General features: G+C 64.8%; 14 protein-coding genes. 5 read left to right on the forward strand and 9 right to left on the reverse strand.

Going from position 1 to position 17,236, the window contains the following annotated elements; all coding sequences use genetic code 11:
• Nucleotides 1-288 precede the first annotated feature (288 nt).
• Nucleotides 289-2,097, forward strand: a complete 1,809-nt coding sequence (locus C495_RS13155) for a 2-oxo acid dehydrogenase subunit E2 (protein ID WP_083902485.1) — start codon at nt 289-291, stop codon at nt 2,095-2,097.
• A gap of 13 nt (nt 2,098-2,110) precedes the next feature.
• On the opposite strand, the gene C495_RS13160 is transcribed toward C495_RS13155, so the two are convergent.
• The 5 genes from C495_RS13160 to aroC form a co-directional block, all read right to left on the reverse strand.
• Complete coding sequence (locus C495_RS13160; RefSeq protein ID WP_008163707.1) at nt 2,111-2,620, reverse strand: VOC family protein; 510 nt, start codon at nt 2,618-2,620, stop codon at nt 2,111-2,113.
• Between the two features lie 70 nt (nt 2,621-2,690).
• The gene (locus C495_RS13165) at nt 2,691-3,716 is read right to left on the reverse strand and encodes an NAD(+)/NADH kinase (protein ID WP_008163710.1); all 1,026 of its coding nucleotides are present in this window, start codon (nt 3,714-3,716) and stop codon (nt 2,691-2,693) included.
• Between the two features lie 5 nt (nt 3,717-3,721).
• Nucleotides 3,722-4,729: an alpha-ketoacid dehydrogenase subunit beta gene (locus tag C495_RS13170; protein ID WP_008163712.1), complete on the reverse strand. Its 1,008-nt coding sequence runs from the start codon at nt 4,727-4,729 to the stop codon at nt 3,722-3,724.
• Nucleotides 4,729-5,772: a thiamine pyrophosphate-dependent dehydrogenase E1 component subunit alpha gene (locus C495_RS13175; RefSeq protein ID WP_049890348.1), complete on the reverse strand. Its 1,044-nt coding sequence runs from the start codon at nt 5,770-5,772 to the stop codon at nt 4,729-4,731. The genes C495_RS13170 and C495_RS13175 overlap by 1 nt, the downstream gene beginning before the upstream one ends.
• Nucleotides 5,773-6,000: 228 nt before the next feature.
• Nucleotides 6,001-7,152 carry a chorismate synthase gene (gene aroC, locus C495_RS13180; protein WP_008163717.1) on the reverse strand — a complete coding sequence of 384 codons (1,152 nt, stop codon included), beginning with the start codon at nt 7,150-7,152 and terminating at the stop codon, nt 6,001-6,003.
• 149 nt (nt 7,153-7,301) lie between these two features.
• Between aroC and C495_RS13185 the strand changes: the two genes are divergently transcribed.
• Complete coding sequence (locus tag C495_RS13185; protein ID WP_008163719.1) at nt 7,302-7,862, forward strand: hypothetical protein; 561 nt, start codon at nt 7,302-7,304, stop codon at nt 7,860-7,862.
• Between the two features lie 855 nt (nt 7,863-8,717).
• On the opposite strand, the gene aroA is transcribed toward C495_RS13185, so the two are convergent.
• On the reverse strand, nt 8,718-10,010 hold the full coding sequence (aroA, locus tag C495_RS13190; RefSeq protein ID WP_008163721.1) for a 3-phosphoshikimate 1-carboxyvinyltransferase: 1,293 nt from the start codon (nt 10,008-10,010) through the stop codon (nt 8,718-8,720).
• A 68-nt stretch (nt 10,011-10,078) separates the two neighbouring features.
• Entirely contained in the window at nt 10,079-11,224 is a 1,146-nt protein-coding gene (locus C495_RS13195) for a LolA family protein (RefSeq protein ID WP_008163722.1), read from the reverse strand.
• Nucleotides 11,225-11,424: 200 nt separating this feature from the next.
• Between C495_RS13195 and C495_RS13200 the strand changes: the two genes are divergently transcribed.
• Nucleotides 11,425-12,612, forward strand: coding sequence for a M24 family metallopeptidase (locus tag C495_RS13200; protein ID WP_008163724.1), 1,188 nt, complete (start codon nt 11,425-11,427; stop codon nt 12,610-12,612).
• A gap of 202 nt (nt 12,613-12,814) precedes the next feature.
• On the opposite strand, the gene C495_RS13205 is transcribed toward C495_RS13200, so the two are convergent.
• Nucleotides 12,815-13,876 carry an NAD(P)/FAD-dependent oxidoreductase gene (locus C495_RS13205; protein ID WP_008163726.1) on the reverse strand — a complete coding sequence of 354 codons (1,062 nt, stop codon included), beginning with the start codon at nt 13,874-13,876 and terminating at the stop codon, nt 12,815-12,817.
• A gap of 93 nt (nt 13,877-13,969) precedes the next feature.
• Nucleotides 13,970-14,701, reverse strand: coding sequence for a GNAT family N-acetyltransferase (locus C495_RS13210; protein WP_008163728.1), 732 nt, complete (start codon nt 14,699-14,701; stop codon nt 13,970-13,972).
• Nucleotides 14,702-14,873: 172 nt separating this feature from the next.
• On the opposite strand from C495_RS13210, the gene C495_RS13215 reads away from it, so the two are divergent.
• Both C495_RS13215 and C495_RS13220 read left to right on the forward strand, forming a co-directional pair.
• Complete coding sequence (locus C495_RS13215) at nt 14,874-15,680, forward strand: prephenate dehydrogenase/arogenate dehydrogenase family protein (protein ID WP_008163730.1); 807 nt, start codon at nt 14,874-14,876, stop codon at nt 15,678-15,680.
• Nucleotides 15,677-17,227 (forward strand): small ribosomal subunit Rsm22 family protein, encoded by a 1,551-nt coding sequence (locus C495_RS13220; protein WP_008163731.1) that lies wholly within the window; start codon nt 15,677-15,679, stop codon nt 17,225-17,227. Before C495_RS13215 ends, C495_RS13220 begins: the two co-directional genes overlap by 4 nt.
• Nucleotides 17,228-17,236 lie beyond the last annotated feature (9 nt).

Here is a 17,236-nt window from a genome sequence, read left to right on the forward strand (position 1 = left end):
CTTTGCTATACATTGCCATACATCTATCGTGAAGAATGAACAACCATCCAAATATGATGTCTGCCGATGCACGTACTGCACATTGATAATGGATAACAATGAACGATCCAACATCTCCGCTCGTCTCTCCCGACTGTGACGGTGGCTATCCGATTCGCCGACGGTTCGGTTCGTTGACTCCGTCGCGTCGGCGGTGAGCTGTCGGTCCGGCGTGACGCCGAACCGACCGCCCCTCACGAGCGCAAAGCCACCAGCACACTTTATGTGATTGTTATGGTATGGTCTCCCATGGGTTATATCGTCAGGATGCCGAAGCTGGGATTAGAGATGGAACGCGGCGAACTGCTCGAGTGGCGGATCGACGCGGGTGCGACCGTCGAGGAGGGCGAGGTGATCGCGGAGGTCGAGTCCGAAAAAAGCATCGCCGAAGTCGACGCTCGAGAGGATGGCGTCCTCAGAGAGACGTACCTCGAGGAAGGCGGGACGGTTCCGCCGGGCACACCGATCGGAATCGTCGCGCCCGAAGACGCCGACATCGGCGACCTCGAGGCCGAGGCGTCGGCCGACATCGAGGAGGCGACGGGCGAGACGGCGGCTGAAGAGCCAGCAGCCGAGGAGTCGGCGGCTGCAAGCGCCGACAGCGGCGCGACGAGCGACACGGCAGCCGCGACGGACACGACCGACGACGAGGTCAGAGCCTCGCCGCGGGCTCGCGAGCGCGCCGCCGACCTCGAGGTCGACCTCTCGAGCGTCGAGGGGACGGGGTATCAGGGCTCGATCACCGAAGACGACGTCGAAGCGGCCGCCGAATCGGGCGGGGCCGCCGAAGCGGACGTCAACGCCTCGCCACGCGCACGCAAACGCGCCGAAGAGCTCGGCGTGGACCTCACAACCGTTGAGGGGACGGGCTATCAGGGGTCGATCACCGAAGACGACGTGGAAGATGCGGCCGGCAGCGGCGGGCGAACGCCAGTCGAGACGCGGCCGTTCAGCGGGATGCGCCAGACCATCGCCGCCCGCCTCGGTGAGAGCTACCGGGAAGCCGTGCACGTCACAGTCCACCGCAAGGCCGACGCCGAGGCGCTGTTCGACGCCACCGACGCCGCGGACGACGCCCTCGAGACCGATGTCTCGATTCAGGATCTGCTCGTGCTCGCCATCTCGGCGACGCTCGAGGACCATCCCGAATTCAACGCGACGTTCGAGGACGAGGTCCACACGCTCTGGGCGGAACACAACGTCGGTCTCGCCGTCGACGTCGAACACGGGCTGATCGCACCCGTGTTGCGTGACGTGGGGAGCAAGTCACTCGCAACGATCGCCGACGAACGGCGCGACCTCGTTGGATCGGCCCTCGAGGGCGAGTACACGATGGACGACCTCCAGGGTGGGACGTTTACCGTGACGAACCTCGGCGTCCTCGGCGTCGAGTCGTTCGACCCGGTCATCAACCCGCCGCAGGTCGCCATCCTCGGTGTCAACGCGATTTCGGAGGCCCCCACACGCGGCCCGAACGACGAGGTGGAGTGGCGACGGCAGCTCCCGCTCGATCTCTCTTTCGACCACCGCATCGTCGACGGGGCCGACGCCGCTCGCTTCCTCGAGACGCTCGTCGACCACCTCGAGGAGCCGTGGGCGCTGCTGCCCGATGAAATCAGCGCCGGAGCCGGCGCGGGAGCGGGCGCGCCGACGGAGATGCCCGAGCGCACGGTCACGGCACACAACCCCGACGGCATGGCCGGCACGATCGAAGCCGGCTCGTTCGAGTGGGGCTACGACGAGCCCGAGGAGGCCGGCGGCACCGAAACGGGGCCGACGCCGGTCGACGTCTTCCTCGGCTCACTCGCCGCCTGTCTCTCACTGAGCATCCGCTTCCAGGCTGGCAAGCGCGACACCCCAGTCGACGGGATCGACGTCACGACCACGGCCGAACCCGAACACGGTTCGGTCGAACAGCTCGAGGCGACGGTCAAACTCGAATCCGACACCGACGACGACACGCTCGAGCGACTCGTCGATATCGGCGAACGGGGCTGTCACGTCTCACAGCTGGTCCGAGACGACCTCGAGGTCGAAATCAGCTGGGAACGGGTCTGACGCCGTCGTCCGCTCACTCGGGATAGGTCATCTCCGGTTCGGGAATCGAGTCGACGTTCGCCGCCGTCTCGAAGATCGTCCCGTTGAGTTCGTCGGCGGTGTCGAAGTACCAGTACTCGACGCCGTCGAAGTTTCCGCTCTGGATCACGGGCATCCCGGCCTCCTCGAAGGATTCGATGACCGCGTGTGGATCGTCGAACGCGAAACAGGCGACGTGATGCAGGCCTTCGCCATGCTCATCGAGGTGTTCGGTGTAGATGCTCGGCCCCTCGAGCGGCTCAATTAGCTCGAACATCGTCTCGCCGAGCTGGGCCAGCGCCAACCGCATCGAGTACTCGTGGGATTCCCCGCGGAAGGTGCGGTCGGTCAACGCCGGGGGCTCGAACCGATACACCTGCCACGGCCCGACTCCGAGCAGCCCCTCGAAGCGATCCATCCCGTCCTCGAGATCTTCGACGACAAACGCGACCTGTGAGAGCTCCGGGATCTCGACGTCTAACTGTGGTATGGAATTGCCAACCATAGTCTGCTGTCCACACCGGGTAAAATAGTGTTTTCAGTACTCTCGAGCGAGTGAACCGTTCGCTCAGCGATCAGTCCTCGGTCGACTGTAGCCGGCCGGCGTGCTCGAGCGCGCCTGCCTCGACACCGGCCGAAAGCGTTGCGTCGATGTCGACGAGTCGGGGCCCGTCAGGAACGGGCGTGAGTTCGACCGTCGTTTCGGTGAGCTCGAGTTCGCGCTCGCCGTCGGCTCCGACGACGCCGTCGGGCACGTCGAATTCGGCGGGTTCGTTCCACTCGAGGCGCTCGAGCGACTCGATGCCGACGGTCGCGGTGACGCCCGGAGCGAGCACTGCACGGACGGTCCGCGCGGCGTCGTCCGCCTCAGTTAATCGAACGGCGACGCCGCCGGGCTCGGTCGGCTCGAGACACTCGACGGCCCCCGCGATGGCGGCGAGCCCGATATCGCCCGGGTGGGCCCGCGAGACGACGCCACCGCGGAGATCACTGGGATCGAGCAGCGCCCGCGTCCCGATGAACGACTGCGCAGAGACCTCGGCGGCCGCGAGCGCCGAGAGCCGTTGTGTGCCGCCTGCGGTCTCCGCGCGGGCTTCGATCATCCCGTGGCGCGTGGTCGCGTCGGCCGCCGGAACCGCACCCGTCGCGAGGAGCGCCGCAGCGACGCCCGCGACGGTGCCATCGACGGCCGTCGGCACGACGTTGTTCGTCCCGGTCGAGACGGCGACGACAGGCACGTCACCGATCTCGCAGGCGACATCGCGGGTCGTCCCGTCACCCCCGAGGGCGACGACGACGTCGACATCGTCCTCGCGAGACCGGCTCGCCGCCCGGCGCGTGTCGGCCGCGGTGCTCTCGACCGTCATCTCGAGTGTCTCGACAGTGAGGTCGTCGGGAGCCTCCTCGAGGACGTGATCGGAGATGCCCCGTCTGTCGGGCATGACTGCCACGTTCGGGGGCTCGGAAACCGCCGTCAGCCCGTCTAAGACGCAGGTCGCAACCCGACGCTTCGCGTAGTTGTCGACGACGCTCGCGCCACCCGTGAGCCGCCGGATATCGCGGCCCGCAGCGGGGTTGACGATCAGTCCGACGCGGCTCACGATGGCTATGTCACCCGCTGGATCGCTTCACGGACGTCGTCGCCGCTGGGCAGGACTTCCTGCTCGAGTGGTGGACTGAACGGGATGTGCGTGTCGGGCGTGCCGACGCGCTGAATCGGCGCATCGAGGCTGAAGAAGGCCTCCTCCTGGACGCGGGCGACGATTTCGGCGTGAGTGCCGTAGGACAGCGGGCTCTCGTCGGCAACGATGAGCCGGCCGGTCTTCTTGACGCTCTCGACGATGGTGTCGATATCGAGCGGGTACAGCGATCGCGGGTCGATCACTTCGACGCTCGTGTCGTCGGCCATGTTTTCGGCCGTCTCGAGCGACTCGCCGACGAGCCGTTGGGTCGCGACGACGGTGACGTCCTCACCCTCGCGTTCGACGGCAGCCTCGCCGATCGGGATGGTGAAGTCCTCGTCGGTCGGCACCGCGCCTCGTTGCTCGTAGATCATCTTGTTCTCGAAGACGAAGACGGGATCGTTCGAGCGGATAGCCGCTTTTGTCAGCCCCTTCGCCGACGCTGCGGTGCCGGGGGCGACGGCTTTCAGCCCGGGGAAGTGAGCGATCCAGGAGTGGACCGTCCCCGAGTGCTGGCTCGCCGCACCCATGCCGCCGCCTTCGGTGGTGCGGACGGTGACCGGCATCTCCGCTTTGCCGCCGAACATATACCGCATCTTCGCCATCTGGTTCATAATCTGTTCCATCGCGACGCCGGTGAAATCGGAGAACATGAGTTCGACGACCGGCCGCGTGCCGGTTGCCGCCGCGCCCGTCGCTGCGCCCATGAACCCGGCTTCGCTGATCGGCGTGTCCTTGATCCGCTCCGGGCCGAAATCCTCGTAGAGATCGCCCGTTACCTCGAGGACGCCGCCGAAGACGCCGATGTCCTCGCCGATGAGGAAGACGTCCTCGTCGCGCTCGAGTTCCTCGCGCATCGCCTGTCGGATCGCTTCTCTGACGGTCAGTTCCTCGGTTTCGGTCTCGAGTTCGGATTCTACCTGTGCAGTCATTATCGGTCACCTCCCGGGCGGCCGCCGTCGGTGCGAGCGGCGCTGGCGAAGCGTTCGATCTCCGGTGGCATCTCCGCGAACATGTCCTCGTAGGCCTCGTGGGCGTCCGGCGCTGGGGCGTCTTGAGCGTACTCGACCGCCGCATCGATGTCGGCCTCGATGTCGGCCTGTAACTCGTCGAACTCCTCGACGGTGAGTTCGCCGCGGTCGATCAGCCGATCTCTGAACGACTCGATCGGGTCGCGCTCCTGCCAGCGCTCGATCTCCGCGTCGTCGCGGTACGGTTCCTCGTCGCCCTCGTAGTGGCCGCGGTAGCGGTAGGTCTCGGCCTCGACGATCGTCGGCCCGTCGCCGGCTCTGGCACGGTCTCGAGCCTCCGAGACGGCTTCGGCGACGGCAGTAATATCCATCCCGTCGATGGTCAGGCCGGGGATGTCGTAGGCCTGTGCCGTGTCGCTCAGGTTGTCGAGGTTGTGCTGGTTTTCGACCGGCGTCCCCTCGCCGTAGTGGTTGTTCTCGATGACGAAGACGGCGGGCAGGTCCCACGTCGCCGCGATATTGATCGCCTCGTGGACCTGTCCCTGGGCGACGGCCCCGTCGCCGAGGAAGCCGACCGCGATCTGGTCGCGGTCCTGATAATCGATCGACAGCGCCGCGCCGGTCGCCATCGGCGGCCCCGCACCGACGATGCCGTTCGCGCCGAGCATTCCGGCGTCGACGTCCGCGATGTGCATCGAGCCCCCCTTCCCGTTACAGTAGCCGTCGGCCTTGCCGTAGAGTTCGGCCATCATGTACTTCGGGTCGAGTCCTTTCGCGATACAGTGGCCGTGGCCGCGATGGGTGCTCGCGATGTAGTCGTCCGGCTTGAGCGCGGCGCAGGTGCCGACCCCGACCGCCTCCTCCCCGATATAGAGGTGGACGAACCCCGGTATCTCGCCGTCTGCGAATCGATCCCCCGCCTCCTCGTCGAACGCCCGGATGGTTACCATCCGACGCAGCGCCTCGAGACGTCCGTCTTGACTCTCTAAGTCGAAATCAGCCATGGTGCATAATACCGTACCACAATCCCTAATATAAATGCTAGCGATTAACACACCGTGGTACAACGGGATTGTATCTCTGCCCGAAACGTTCGGCGTGAAAATGAGCGACCGGGTGAGAAGAACTGAAACACGTCGTCGCTCGAGAAGCCCACTAGCGCCGCGACACGGATGCGATACGACTGCTGTCAGGTCATCGACCCGTGCTGTGTGTCGTGTTGGTGCGGCCGTTTACTCGTTTCGCGGGTTGCTCGGGTGGTAGTCCGTGTCGTACTTCCCGGGCTGGCCGTCGACGCGGTCGGGGTTGAGCCGACCCGACAGGAGCATGAAGTCGACGAGAGTGAGCGCGAGCATCGCCTCGACGACGGGGACGCCACGTGGCGGGAGGACAGGATCGTGGCGACCGATGACTTTCTCCTCTTTGAGTTCGCCCGTCTCCCAGTCTGCCGTCTGCTGGGATTTGGGGATCGACGTGGGGGCATGGAGCGTCACTTCGCCGTAGATCGGCTCGCCGCTCGAGATGCCGCCCTGGATGCCGCCGTGGTCGTTCTCGACAGGGGTCGGATTGCCCTCGTCGTCGAACGCCCAATCGTCGTTTCGTTCCTTGCCGGTCCACTCGGCGGCCTCGGTGCCGAGGCCGAACTCGAACGCCGTCGTCGCCGGCACCGCCATCATGGCCTGTCCGAGTCGCGCGGAAAGCGAGTCGAAACGCGGCGCGCCGAGTCCCACAGGAACGCCTCGAGCCTCGAACTCGATGCTGCCGCCGATGGAGTCGCCTTCCTCCTGATAGTCGGCGATCAGGTTCTGCATCTTCTCGGCCGATTCGGGATGGCCACACCGGACGTCGTTTTCTTCGCTGTGCTCGAGCATCTCCTCGAAGCTCACGTCGGGGGCCTCGACGTCGCCGATCTGGTTGACGTGGGCCTTGAGTTCGATCCCCTCTCGCTCGAGGAGCTTCTTCGCGATCGCGCCCGCGGCGACCCAGTTTACGGTCTCACGCGCCGACGAGCGGCCGCCGCCACCCCAGTTTCGCGTGCCGAACTTCGCCGAGTAGGTAAAGTCGCCGTGGCTCGGTCGTGGTGCGGTGATGAAAGGCTCGTACTTGCCCGAGCGGGCGTCTTTGTTCTGGATGACCAGTCCGATCGGCGTCCCCGTCGTGTAGCCGTCCTGAACGCCCGATTTGATCGAGACGTCGTCGGGTTCGCCACGGCTGGTCGTGATCATCGACTGGCCCGGCTTGCGCCGATCTAAGTCTTTCTGGATGTCTTCTTCAGTCAGCTCGAGGCCGGCAGGACAGCCCGAGATGGTACAGCCCATCGCCTCCCCGTGGCTCTCGCCGAACGTGGTCACCTGAAAGAGGCGACCGAAGCGGTTGCCGTTCATTACGACCCCCTCAGTGACGGGGACACTTAGCGGTGCATGATTCATACTGTCGGACACCACGACACACTCGAGCGCCCACGGACACTTCCCATACCGGCACTGGCCTGCCCAACGTCCTTTAGGCTGACTCCTGTCTGAGGTGACACATCATGAACCGTCGATCGTTGCTCGCCACCGTCGGTGTCTCGAGTGTCGCTGTCGGGTTCGCTGGTTGTGTCTCCCTCGACGAGTCGTCGGACGAACAGGACGCCGAGAACGACGCCGACGGAGCGGGTGACGATCGAACCGACGACGAACAGGACGCCGAGACCACTGGTGGCGAAACCGACGAAACGACCGTCGAACCGCCCGCCGACCCGGACGACCCGGTCGGGCGCTCGGTCATCGGCTCGCAGTCGAGCGACGACCCACCCTATCGCGTCCGACTCTGGAACCTCGACGACGAACGCCACGCCGTCAGCCTCGAGATCGACTCCACTGACGGCTCGATCTCCTCGAGTGGCTCGTATGACCTCGATCCCGAAGCCCACGTCGCCGTCTTCCTCCATGGGCGACACGACTTCGACGTGTCCGTCACCGTCGACGGCGAACCGGTCGACGCGCCCGGTATCGAGGCCGAATCGTTCGATGACCCCTGTCCGGCGATGGATCTGTTCGTCCTCGAGGACGCCTTTGAGGCGACGACCGAGTCCGAGGCTGACCACTGTTAACGGCCGTTGGTAATACGGTTTCTTTATTCAGATTGGAGAATGAAACTCACGGTGAGTACAGATATGAGATGAATCAGGTGGAAGAATTATACCAGACCAATAAATTCGAGTGACTCAAAAGCTATCAAAACGATAAGTACATAATTCAGAATTGTTGAAGAGAGCGCATACAAAACTGTCTGAAAAATTGAATATGAAGTCATTCCGGCAGGAATCATGATGAAGGACCCGACAAACGGGACGAGATTTGTAACGAAGATACCGATACCGCTATATCGTTGAAACAGGTTTTCAGCCCGTATTACCTGCTCATTCGAAACAGAGACAGCAGGAAGGGAGTCAACGGCGCTAATTCCATAATTGCTCGATATCCAGTAGATTAGTAACTGACCTGTAACATATCCAAATGAAGCAACGGTAATACCGATAACAACCTGTTCTGAGGACGCTTTGATAGCAAGAAGATAGCCTGGCAAAAAAAGNACATATCCAAATGAAGCAACGGTAATACCGATAACAACCTGTTCTGAGGACGCTTTGATAGCAAGAAGATAGCCTGGCAAAAAAAGAGAGGTTGGGAATACTTTTCCGATTATTGCCCCTTTTAAGAGGAATAGGAGAAATAACGCTGGCTCGTCAAAAACCAATAAAAGCGAAAAGATTTCCTCAATTAACTGTTCAGTTACGGACACGCGCTGTAAGTGATTATATGAAATCAAACGTATTGTCTTTTACTATCTATGTGTCAACCGATCTTCATACGTTTGACTGAATCCGAAATCGAGCTGCTATCTACTGTGGGGATTCGCCGTTTACATCACAAAAATCGAACTGCGACTCGAGCGAACGGACAGGTTAGGACTGGCGTTCAAGCGAACACCCGAGTTCCTCGAGCAGGCCGAAGAAGCCGGGGAACGAGACGTCGACGTGGTCGGTCCCTTCGACGGTCGTCTCGCCGTCGGCGACCAGCCCCGCGAGCGCGAGCGCCATGATGATCCGGTGGTCGGCTCGACCGGAGACGGTCGCGCCCTCGAGGGTCGACTCGCTGCCGTGGATCGTCAGCGAGTCGTGTTCCTCCGTACTCTCGACGCCCATCGTGCCCAACTCCTCGGCCATCGCGCTCACGCGGTCGGTCTCCTTGTAGCGGACGTGCTCGGCGTTCGTGATGTGGGTGTCGCCGTCGGCGACGGCCCCGAGGGTTGCGATCGTCGGCAGCAAGTCCGGCGTGTCCTCCACCGAAACTTCGATCCCCGACAGTGGGGCGCTCGAGACGTCGATCGTCCCCGCCTCGCGGTCCCAGTCGACGTCGGCCCCCATCCGGTCGACGATGTCGACGATGGCCGTGTCGCCCTGCGCGCTCGGGTTGGCTCCCTCGATACGGACGCCGTCCTCGCTGGCGATCGCCCCCGCGGCGAGCGGGTAGGAAATCGACGAGAAGTCACCGGGGACGGCGTACTCGCCACCGACGGGATCGTATGACTGGCCGCCCTCGACCGAGAACCCGTCGGCCGTCTGGCGCGCCTCGACGCCGAAGTCCTCGAGCACCTCGAGCGTGATATCGACGTACGGTGCAGACTTGAGTTCGGTCTCGAGGACGACGTCGATCCCTTCGTCGGTGACGGCACCGGCCATCAACAGGGCAGTGATGTACTGCGAGGAGACGTCGCCTGGAATCGCGACCTCGCCGCCGGCGATAGGGCCGGTGACGACCAGCGGGGCCTGGCCGTTCCCGCGCGTGCTTTTCGCCTCGCCAGCGAGGTCGGCGATCGCCCCGAGCAGCGGGCCCTGTGGCCGCGAGCGCAGCGACTCATCGCCCGTGAGGACGCTGGTGCCGTCGGCGAGGGCGGCGGCAGCCGTGACCAGTCGCATCGTCGTCCCGCTGTTGTCACAGTTGATGACATCCGCGGGGACGTCGGGTCGGCCGTCGAAGCCGTCGATCTCGAGTGTGCCGTCGTCGGCCCGCGAAACGGCCCCACCGAAGCAATCGACGGCCCGCGCGGTCGCCTGCGTGTCGGCGCTCCAGAGCGCGTCGCGGACCGTCGTCTGGCTCGCGTACCCCGCAGCAAGGATCGCTCGATGGGTGTAGCTCTTCGACGGCGGTGCCTGTGCCGTGCCCTGCAGGCTCGAGGGCGTGATCGTGACGTTCATGCTCTGTCTGTGGGATGGGCCTGCCTTACCGGTACCGATCCGCACACTCGTTGGGGCCGATAGAGTGCTTACGGACAGCCGATCGAGGCCGCGATCTCGAGCAACGGTGTGTCGTCGGTCAGACTCGAGACCTCGTAATTGAGGTCCTCGCAGGTCCAGAAGACGCTCTGGATGCGGCCGTCGCGACGGTAGGCCGTCCGACCGTCGATCGTAATTTCCTCGAGGGCATCGGGATTGAACCGCTGGACGTTGCGGACGACGACGAACAGTTCGCGGGCGATCACGGTCGGATCGTTGTACCACAGCGTCGTAGTCGTCCCGAACCCCTCGCCTTTCTCGACGACGGTGATGCGATCGAGGACGTACGTGTTCGGGACGGGGGGCTCCGGTAGGCGATAGGGAAGGATCTCCTCGGCAGCCGCGCGGGTCTCGAAGACGCCCTCGGGTTCGGGGCCGTCGGTGACGACGGTTGCGTCCGCCGGCGGCTCGAAGGAGAACGTTTCCGGCTCGAGTCCCGTATCGATCTCGAGATCCTCGTAGGTGACGGCGACGCGGTGGCGCGTCTCGCCGTCGTCGCTGATCGTGTTTTCCTCCTTGATCGGATATCGGTACTCGTCGTCGATCCAGACGGTTCGAGAGACGTCCAGTTTCTCGAGGTCGCCCGTCGCTCGCAGCGGGACGACGAATGTCGTGTCTCCAACGACGAGGTCGATCGTCGGCCCGATGTCGTCGACCGGCGGTTTCGTCTCGATGACGTGGGCCTCGCGGCCGTCGACGGTCGTCGTCCCCTCGTAGCGCAGTCGGTGCTCGTCGAGCAAACGCTCGAGGACGCGTCGTGTCCGATCGGCGTCGACCTTGTTCGGGTGGGACTGCTTGTCGACGATCTCCGTCCGGGGGTTGTACTCCCACGTGGTCGCACGGTTCGTCACCGTGATCGAGCCGACCGGGACGCTCGAGTCGGTCGACTCGAGCACCTCGATCCGTTGGCTGGCCGGCGGGCGTCGAACGACGGCTTCGGTTCGCTCGCGGGTGTCGGTGTCGGTTTCGACCGCCATCGTCCGGCGAGCCGTGAGGTCGGTCATCCCGCGGCGTGTCTCGATCGCATCCCGGACGAGACTCTCGGCAGTGGGCGACTCCTCGTCGTCGGCGGTGTAGCTCACACAGCCGGCGAGTGCGGCTACTGCCCCCGCCGCCAGAAGCCGTCGACGGTTCATACACGCCAGATACTCGCGTTTATTGATAAGAATGTGGATTTGAAATAGAGTCACAGACAGCGGGGAAACGGGTCTCGTTCATAGAGATGGGCTGTGGTCCCGACCACGGGTGGCAGCGTCGGTGATCGGCGGGCCGTGCCGACAGCAGCCCGTCTGACCTGTCCGACAGTATATATGTGATCGTCTGCTACGTCTCCGGCATGAACGTAGACGTCGACCTGTCGCCACTGCGCGAGTCTCTCGAGGCCGAAGGCATCGACGGGTACTGCATCGACGCCGACGGATCGGATTCAGACCAGCGATACGTCTCCGGCTTCACCGCGCCGGACCCCTACCAGACACTCGTGACGGCTGACGGCGTTCACCTGCTCGTCTCCGGCCTCGAGTACGGCCGCGCGAAGGCGGAGTCGAGCGCCGACTCGGTGACGCGCCGATCCGCGTACGACTATCGGGACCTCGTCGCCGAACACGGCCCCTACGAGGCCAAGCATCGACTGCTCGCGGCGTTTCTCGAGGATCACGGCGTCGACTCGGTCGCCGTCCCGCGGAGCTTCCCGACGGGAACGGCGGACGGGCTGCGAGCTCGGGGCCTCGAGATCACGGTCGAACCCGAGGGGATCATCGAGGGGATTCGAGCGACGAAAACCGAGTGGGAAATCGAGCAGATCCGAGCGAGCCAGCGCGCCAACGAGGCCGCGATGGCGACCGCCGAGTCGCTGCTCGCGACCGCCGACGTCGAAGACGGCGTGCTCGTCTCCGACGGCGAACCGCTCACCAGTGAGCGCGTCAAGACCGAAATCGAAATCACGCTCTTGCGACACGGCTGCGGCCTCGACGACACCATCGTCGCCTGCGGGGCCGACGGCGCGGACCCGCACGATCGGGGGAGTGGGCCGCTCGAGGCCGACGAACTGATCGTGATCGACATCTTCCCGCGGGACAAGGAGACGGGCTACTTCGCGGACATGACTCGCACCTTCGCCCGCGGCGAGCCGAGCGAAGAGGCTCGACGGCGCTACGAGGTGACCAGAGAGGCGTACGAAGCCGCCCTCGAGGCCGTCGAGGCGGGCGTCACTGGCGCGGACGTCCACGACGCGGCCTGCGATGTACTCGAGACGGCCGGCTACGAGACCCTACGGAGCGATCCCAGTACGGAAACCGGCTTCATCCACAGCACGGGCCACGGCGTCGGCCTCGACATCCACGAGGCACCGAGCGTCTCGCCCTCCGGCGGCGAGCTCGAGGCCGGCCACGTCATCTCGATCGAACCCGGTCTCTACGACCCCGCGGTCGGCGGCGTTCGGATCGAGGATCTGATCGTCGTCACCGAGGACGGCTACGAGAACCTGACCGATTATCGAGTCGGACTCGAGCCAACTACCGAGTAGCACGGGCCTCGAGCTGACTGCCGAGTACGAAGCGAATTCGACGTCGACTGCTGCGGTGGCGCGCGCTGGACCACGATGAGCGACAAGCGAATCGTGGTCCGATACTGCGCGAGGGATGAGCGAGCGACAGCGGCGCGAGCGAATCGGCTGGGGAGGACGTGGGAATCAGTGGTGGCAGTGTGAGCGGATCAGTGGCTCGTCGTCACCCAACGTGACAGTCCACGTTCGACTCCTCACTCACAACGCGATCGCCGACCTCGAGTCCGTTCCGTACCGCAGCGTGCACCCGCGCCTCGCCGGCGACCCAGTCGCCGAGACAGTACAGCCCCTCGGCTTCGGCTTGCCGGAGCGGCTCCCGATCGACTGCAGCCTCGGGCTGAGCGTAGCGCCAGCCCTGATGATCCGTCCAGTCGGGCTCGAGCAGGCGCTCGTCGCCCAGTACGTCCGCCGTCAGCGAGGCCAGTTCCTCGAGGTTCGCGTCGGGGTCGGCGTCGTAGTGGTCGACCGACCACTCGTGGTTGGCCTGCACGATCAGTAGCGACTCACCGTCGGGGACGTGGCCCGGCTTGCACTCCTCGCGGGAGATCCAGCCGATCTCGTGGGCTTTGTCCGTGTTGACCAGCCCGTAGTAGGGCACCTCGAGGTCGAACGGGTAGTGCAAGACGCCGGTCCAGATCGTCCGATAGGGAACGGCGTCGACGGCCTCGAGCAGCGGCTCGCGCCGGTCGCTGTCCCACTCGGCCGTCCGTACCAACTCGGCGGTCTGTGGCGCTGGCGGGTTCAGGAGAACGACGTCGAAGGGACCCCATACTGTGCCAGCAGTATCCTCGAGATGCCACGTCTCGCCATCCCGTCGAAGCGTCTGGACGCGCGTCTCGCGGTGGATCGTCGCGTCGGTGCGGGCGAAGAGGCGTTTGGCGAGTTGGGTCAGCCCGTCGCGGTAGGTCATCTTCTGTTCGTCCGTCTTCCGGCCCTCGGAGACGGTGCCCTCGCCGTCGAACGTCCAGATCGGCTCCGTGATGTCGACGAGGCCGTCGGTCTCGAGCGTCTCCGTGAGCAACTCCACGACGCGGTCGTCGGCGTCTTTGACGTAGTTCGCGCCGTAGTCGTACCTGCTGCCGTCACGGCGTCGGGTTGCGGCCCGCCCACAGAGTCCGCGGGATTTCTCGAGGACCGTCACCGAGATGTCTTCGTGTGCAGTGTCGATCCGAGAGGCCGCGGCTGCGGCTGCAGCGCCGGCACCGACGATGGCGATCCGTGTCATGGCTGATACTCCGGGGTGCTCGCAGAAATAGTCCGAGCCAACCAGTGTCAGTTGCCGGTGACGATACTGGCGGCAAACTGCGAGTCCACGGCGCTACAGCTCGCGGGCCATCATCACCTCGTCGACGAGGTCGCCGTCGATCGCGTAGTGGTCCCGGCGGATCGCCTCGGTGTCCCAGCCGTGGTTCGTCAAGAACTCGAGGGCGTGATCGTTGGTGATCGGCACGCTGTTGTACAGCTTTCGGTAGCCGTTGGCTTCGGCCCACTCGATGCCGCGCTCGAGGAGTTTGCTCCCGATGCCGTGGCCGCGGAAGTCCTCGCGGACGCCGACGGTCTGTTGGGCGGTGCCCTGCATCTGTTCGATCTGCGGGAGGTCGAGATGCGTCCAGCCGACGACCTCGCCGTCGACCGTCGCGACGAAGAACATCCGAGATTTGACGGTGTTGTGTCTGGTGACGGTATCGTCGTACAGCAGTTGCTCGGCGATGGTTTCGGCGACGACGTACGTCTCCTCCGCTGTCACGTCCCGAATCGTGTCGATGAGGCTCTCGAAATCGGACTGGCGGCCCGGGCGGATCACGAACTCGGTGTCGTCTCGCTCGTGTTCGGTCACCGCGCCGAACTCGAGGGCGATTCGGAGCGTTCCCCCCTCCTCTTGCAGATAGCCGTCTGTTGTCAGTGACTCGAGGTTCGACTGGAACTCCTCGGCCGAGAGCGACACGACCTCCAACAGCTTGTGTCGCTTGACGGTTCCGTTGCGTTCGACGTACTCGTAGAGACGCCGTTTGGTGTCGGATGTAAACGTTGGCCGTTCGGTCGCTCCCATAGGAGTCGTACGTAGAGTGGTGACTTAGATATTGGGTGATGATATCACGGTGCAAGGGTGTTGTCCGAACGTGGTCTGAAACGGCACTCGCGTGGTCCGTTCGAGCGAGGTGACGGTCTTGCGAACCGATCGATCGAACGCCTTTTGCAACGTCGGGGGGTAGGTGGCGTCGATGGACGTACTGATCGTCGGCGCGGGCGCGATGGGGACGTGGTTCGGCCGGGCCACGGACGCCACCGTCACGTTCGCCGACGTGGACGAAGACGCCGCCGCCAGGGCTGCCGCTGCAGTCGGGGCCGACGCCGGAACCACCGGCCTCGAGGAGATAGACAGCTACGACGTCGTCTGTCTCGCCGTCCCGATGGGCCACGTCGTCGACGCGATCGCCGACCACGCCGACCGGGCCGAGCGCGCGATCGTCGACGTCTCGGGCGTGATGGGACCTCCGCTCGAGGCGATGGCCACCCACGCACCCGACCTCGAGCGGGCCAGTTTTCACCCGCTGTTCGCCCCCGAGCGGGCCCCCGGCTCGATCGCCGTCGCCAGCGACAACCCCGGCCCGACGATCGACGCGCTCCTCGAGCGGCTCGTCGCGCGCGGTAACGACCCACTCGAGACGACGGCGACCGAACACGACGAGGCGATGGAGACGGTACAGGCGGCGACCCACGCCGCCGTGCTCTCGTTTGCCCTCGCCGCGGACTCTGTTCCTGACGGGTTCGAGACACCGATTTACGACGGGCTCAGTCAGCTCGCCGAGCAGGTGACCGAGGGCACGCCGCGTGTCTACGCCGATATTCAACAGACCTTTGCTGGTGCCGAGAAGGTCGCCACCGCTGCCGAACGGATCGCCGACGCCGACCCGACGACACTCGAGTCGCTGTACCGGCAGGCGGCCGAGCAGTGGCACGGCGACGACGCTGATGGCTCCGCAACCGAGCAAACGACCGACGAGACTGATGGAGGACATACGGAATGAGTGACCAGCGAGACGCCGTCCGATCGAACGCCAAATACCTGCGCAACGTCAGGCCGATCGACCCCGACGAGATCTGTGAGTACGTCGACGGCTCGCCCCACCCTGCCGTTGTGCGCCAGCATCTCCGAGAGTTGGCCGTCGACCTCGGCTTGCTCGAGCGCGAGGACGGTACGTTCGTCCCCGTCTCCGAGGAGCCGGTGTCGCCACGGCGCGGCCCCGTCGAGCGGTTCCCCGCGGCGTACGAACGCCGCCTCGACGACCTGCTGGCCGATCGCTACGGCGTCAACTGGCACGAAGACGCCACGGGCGACCTCCTGCGCTCGACGATCCGCCGATTCAAAACACAGTATCTCGAGGGCCGGTCGGTCGAGTACGACGACGACGTCGCCGCCGGCTACGCGATCTATCACCTGCCGGGGTACTACGCCGCCGTCCAGTACGCGCTGGACGACCTCGCCGATCGTGGACTGTTAGACCGCAGTATGCGCGTCCTCGACATCGGGGCTGGCGTCGGCGGGCCAGCGCTTGGGCTCTGTGACTATCTGCCCGACGACTCACTGCTCGAGTACCACGCGGTCGAGCCGAGCGCAGCCGCGGACGTCCTCGAGGAGTTGCTCGACGAGACTGGACAGAACGTCCACTCGACGATCCACCGAACGACCGCGGAAGCGTTCGACCCGGCCGCCGTCACAGACGACGACAGCGACGGCTTCGATCCGACGGCTCCCGACGACGGCTTCGACCTCATCCTCGCCTGTAACGTGTTAAGCGAGGTCGACGACCCGACGGCCGTGCTTCGCTCGGCGCTCGAACTCCTCGCGCCGGACGGGACGGCCCTCGCGATGGCTCCCGCCGACAAAAACACCAGCGTTGGACTTCGCGCGGTCGAACGCGACCTCGAGGACGAGCGGTTGTGGGAGCCCGACGAACTGGGGCTCGCCGACGGCGACGACGCCGACGGCCGGCACGGACGGGTAACCGTCTACGGCCCCACGGTTCGGCTCTGGTCCGGCAAGCGACCCACCGACCGTGGCTGGTCGTTCGACGTCCGCCCCGACCTCGAGGTGCCCCGATTCCAGCGCAAACTCGACGAAGCGACGCCGGAAGGCGACGACGAGCACGCCTCCGGCGAGTTCGTCAACGTCGACGTCCAGTTTTCCTACTCGCAACTGCGTCTCGACGGCCGACGACGCCACGAACTCGCTCTCGAGACCAACGACTGGGCGACGATGGCCGAGATGGATCGCCACGTCACCAACCGGATCGACCTCGTCGCGGCGAAACTCAGCCGCTCGCTGAGCGAGAGCGATGACGACTACCACGGGCGCTCCGGCCGGTCGAATCCCCTGTTCAAGATCAGCGACGGCAGCGAGTCGATCGACCAGTACGCCGTCCTCACGAACGAAACCGAACTCAATCGGCCGCTGCTCGAGGCCGACTACGGCGACCTCTGTTCGTTCGAGCAGATTCTCGCCCTCTGGAACGACGACGAGGGGGCGTACAATCTGGTCGTCGACGAGAACACGATCGTCGACCACCTCGGATAGCGCCGGATT

The sequence above is a fragment of the Natronorubrum sulfidifaciens JCM 14089 genome, assembly GCF_000337735.1.
Classification (GTDB): domain Archaea; phylum Halobacteriota; class Halobacteria; order Halobacteriales; family Natrialbaceae; genus Natronorubrum; species Natronorubrum sulfidifaciens.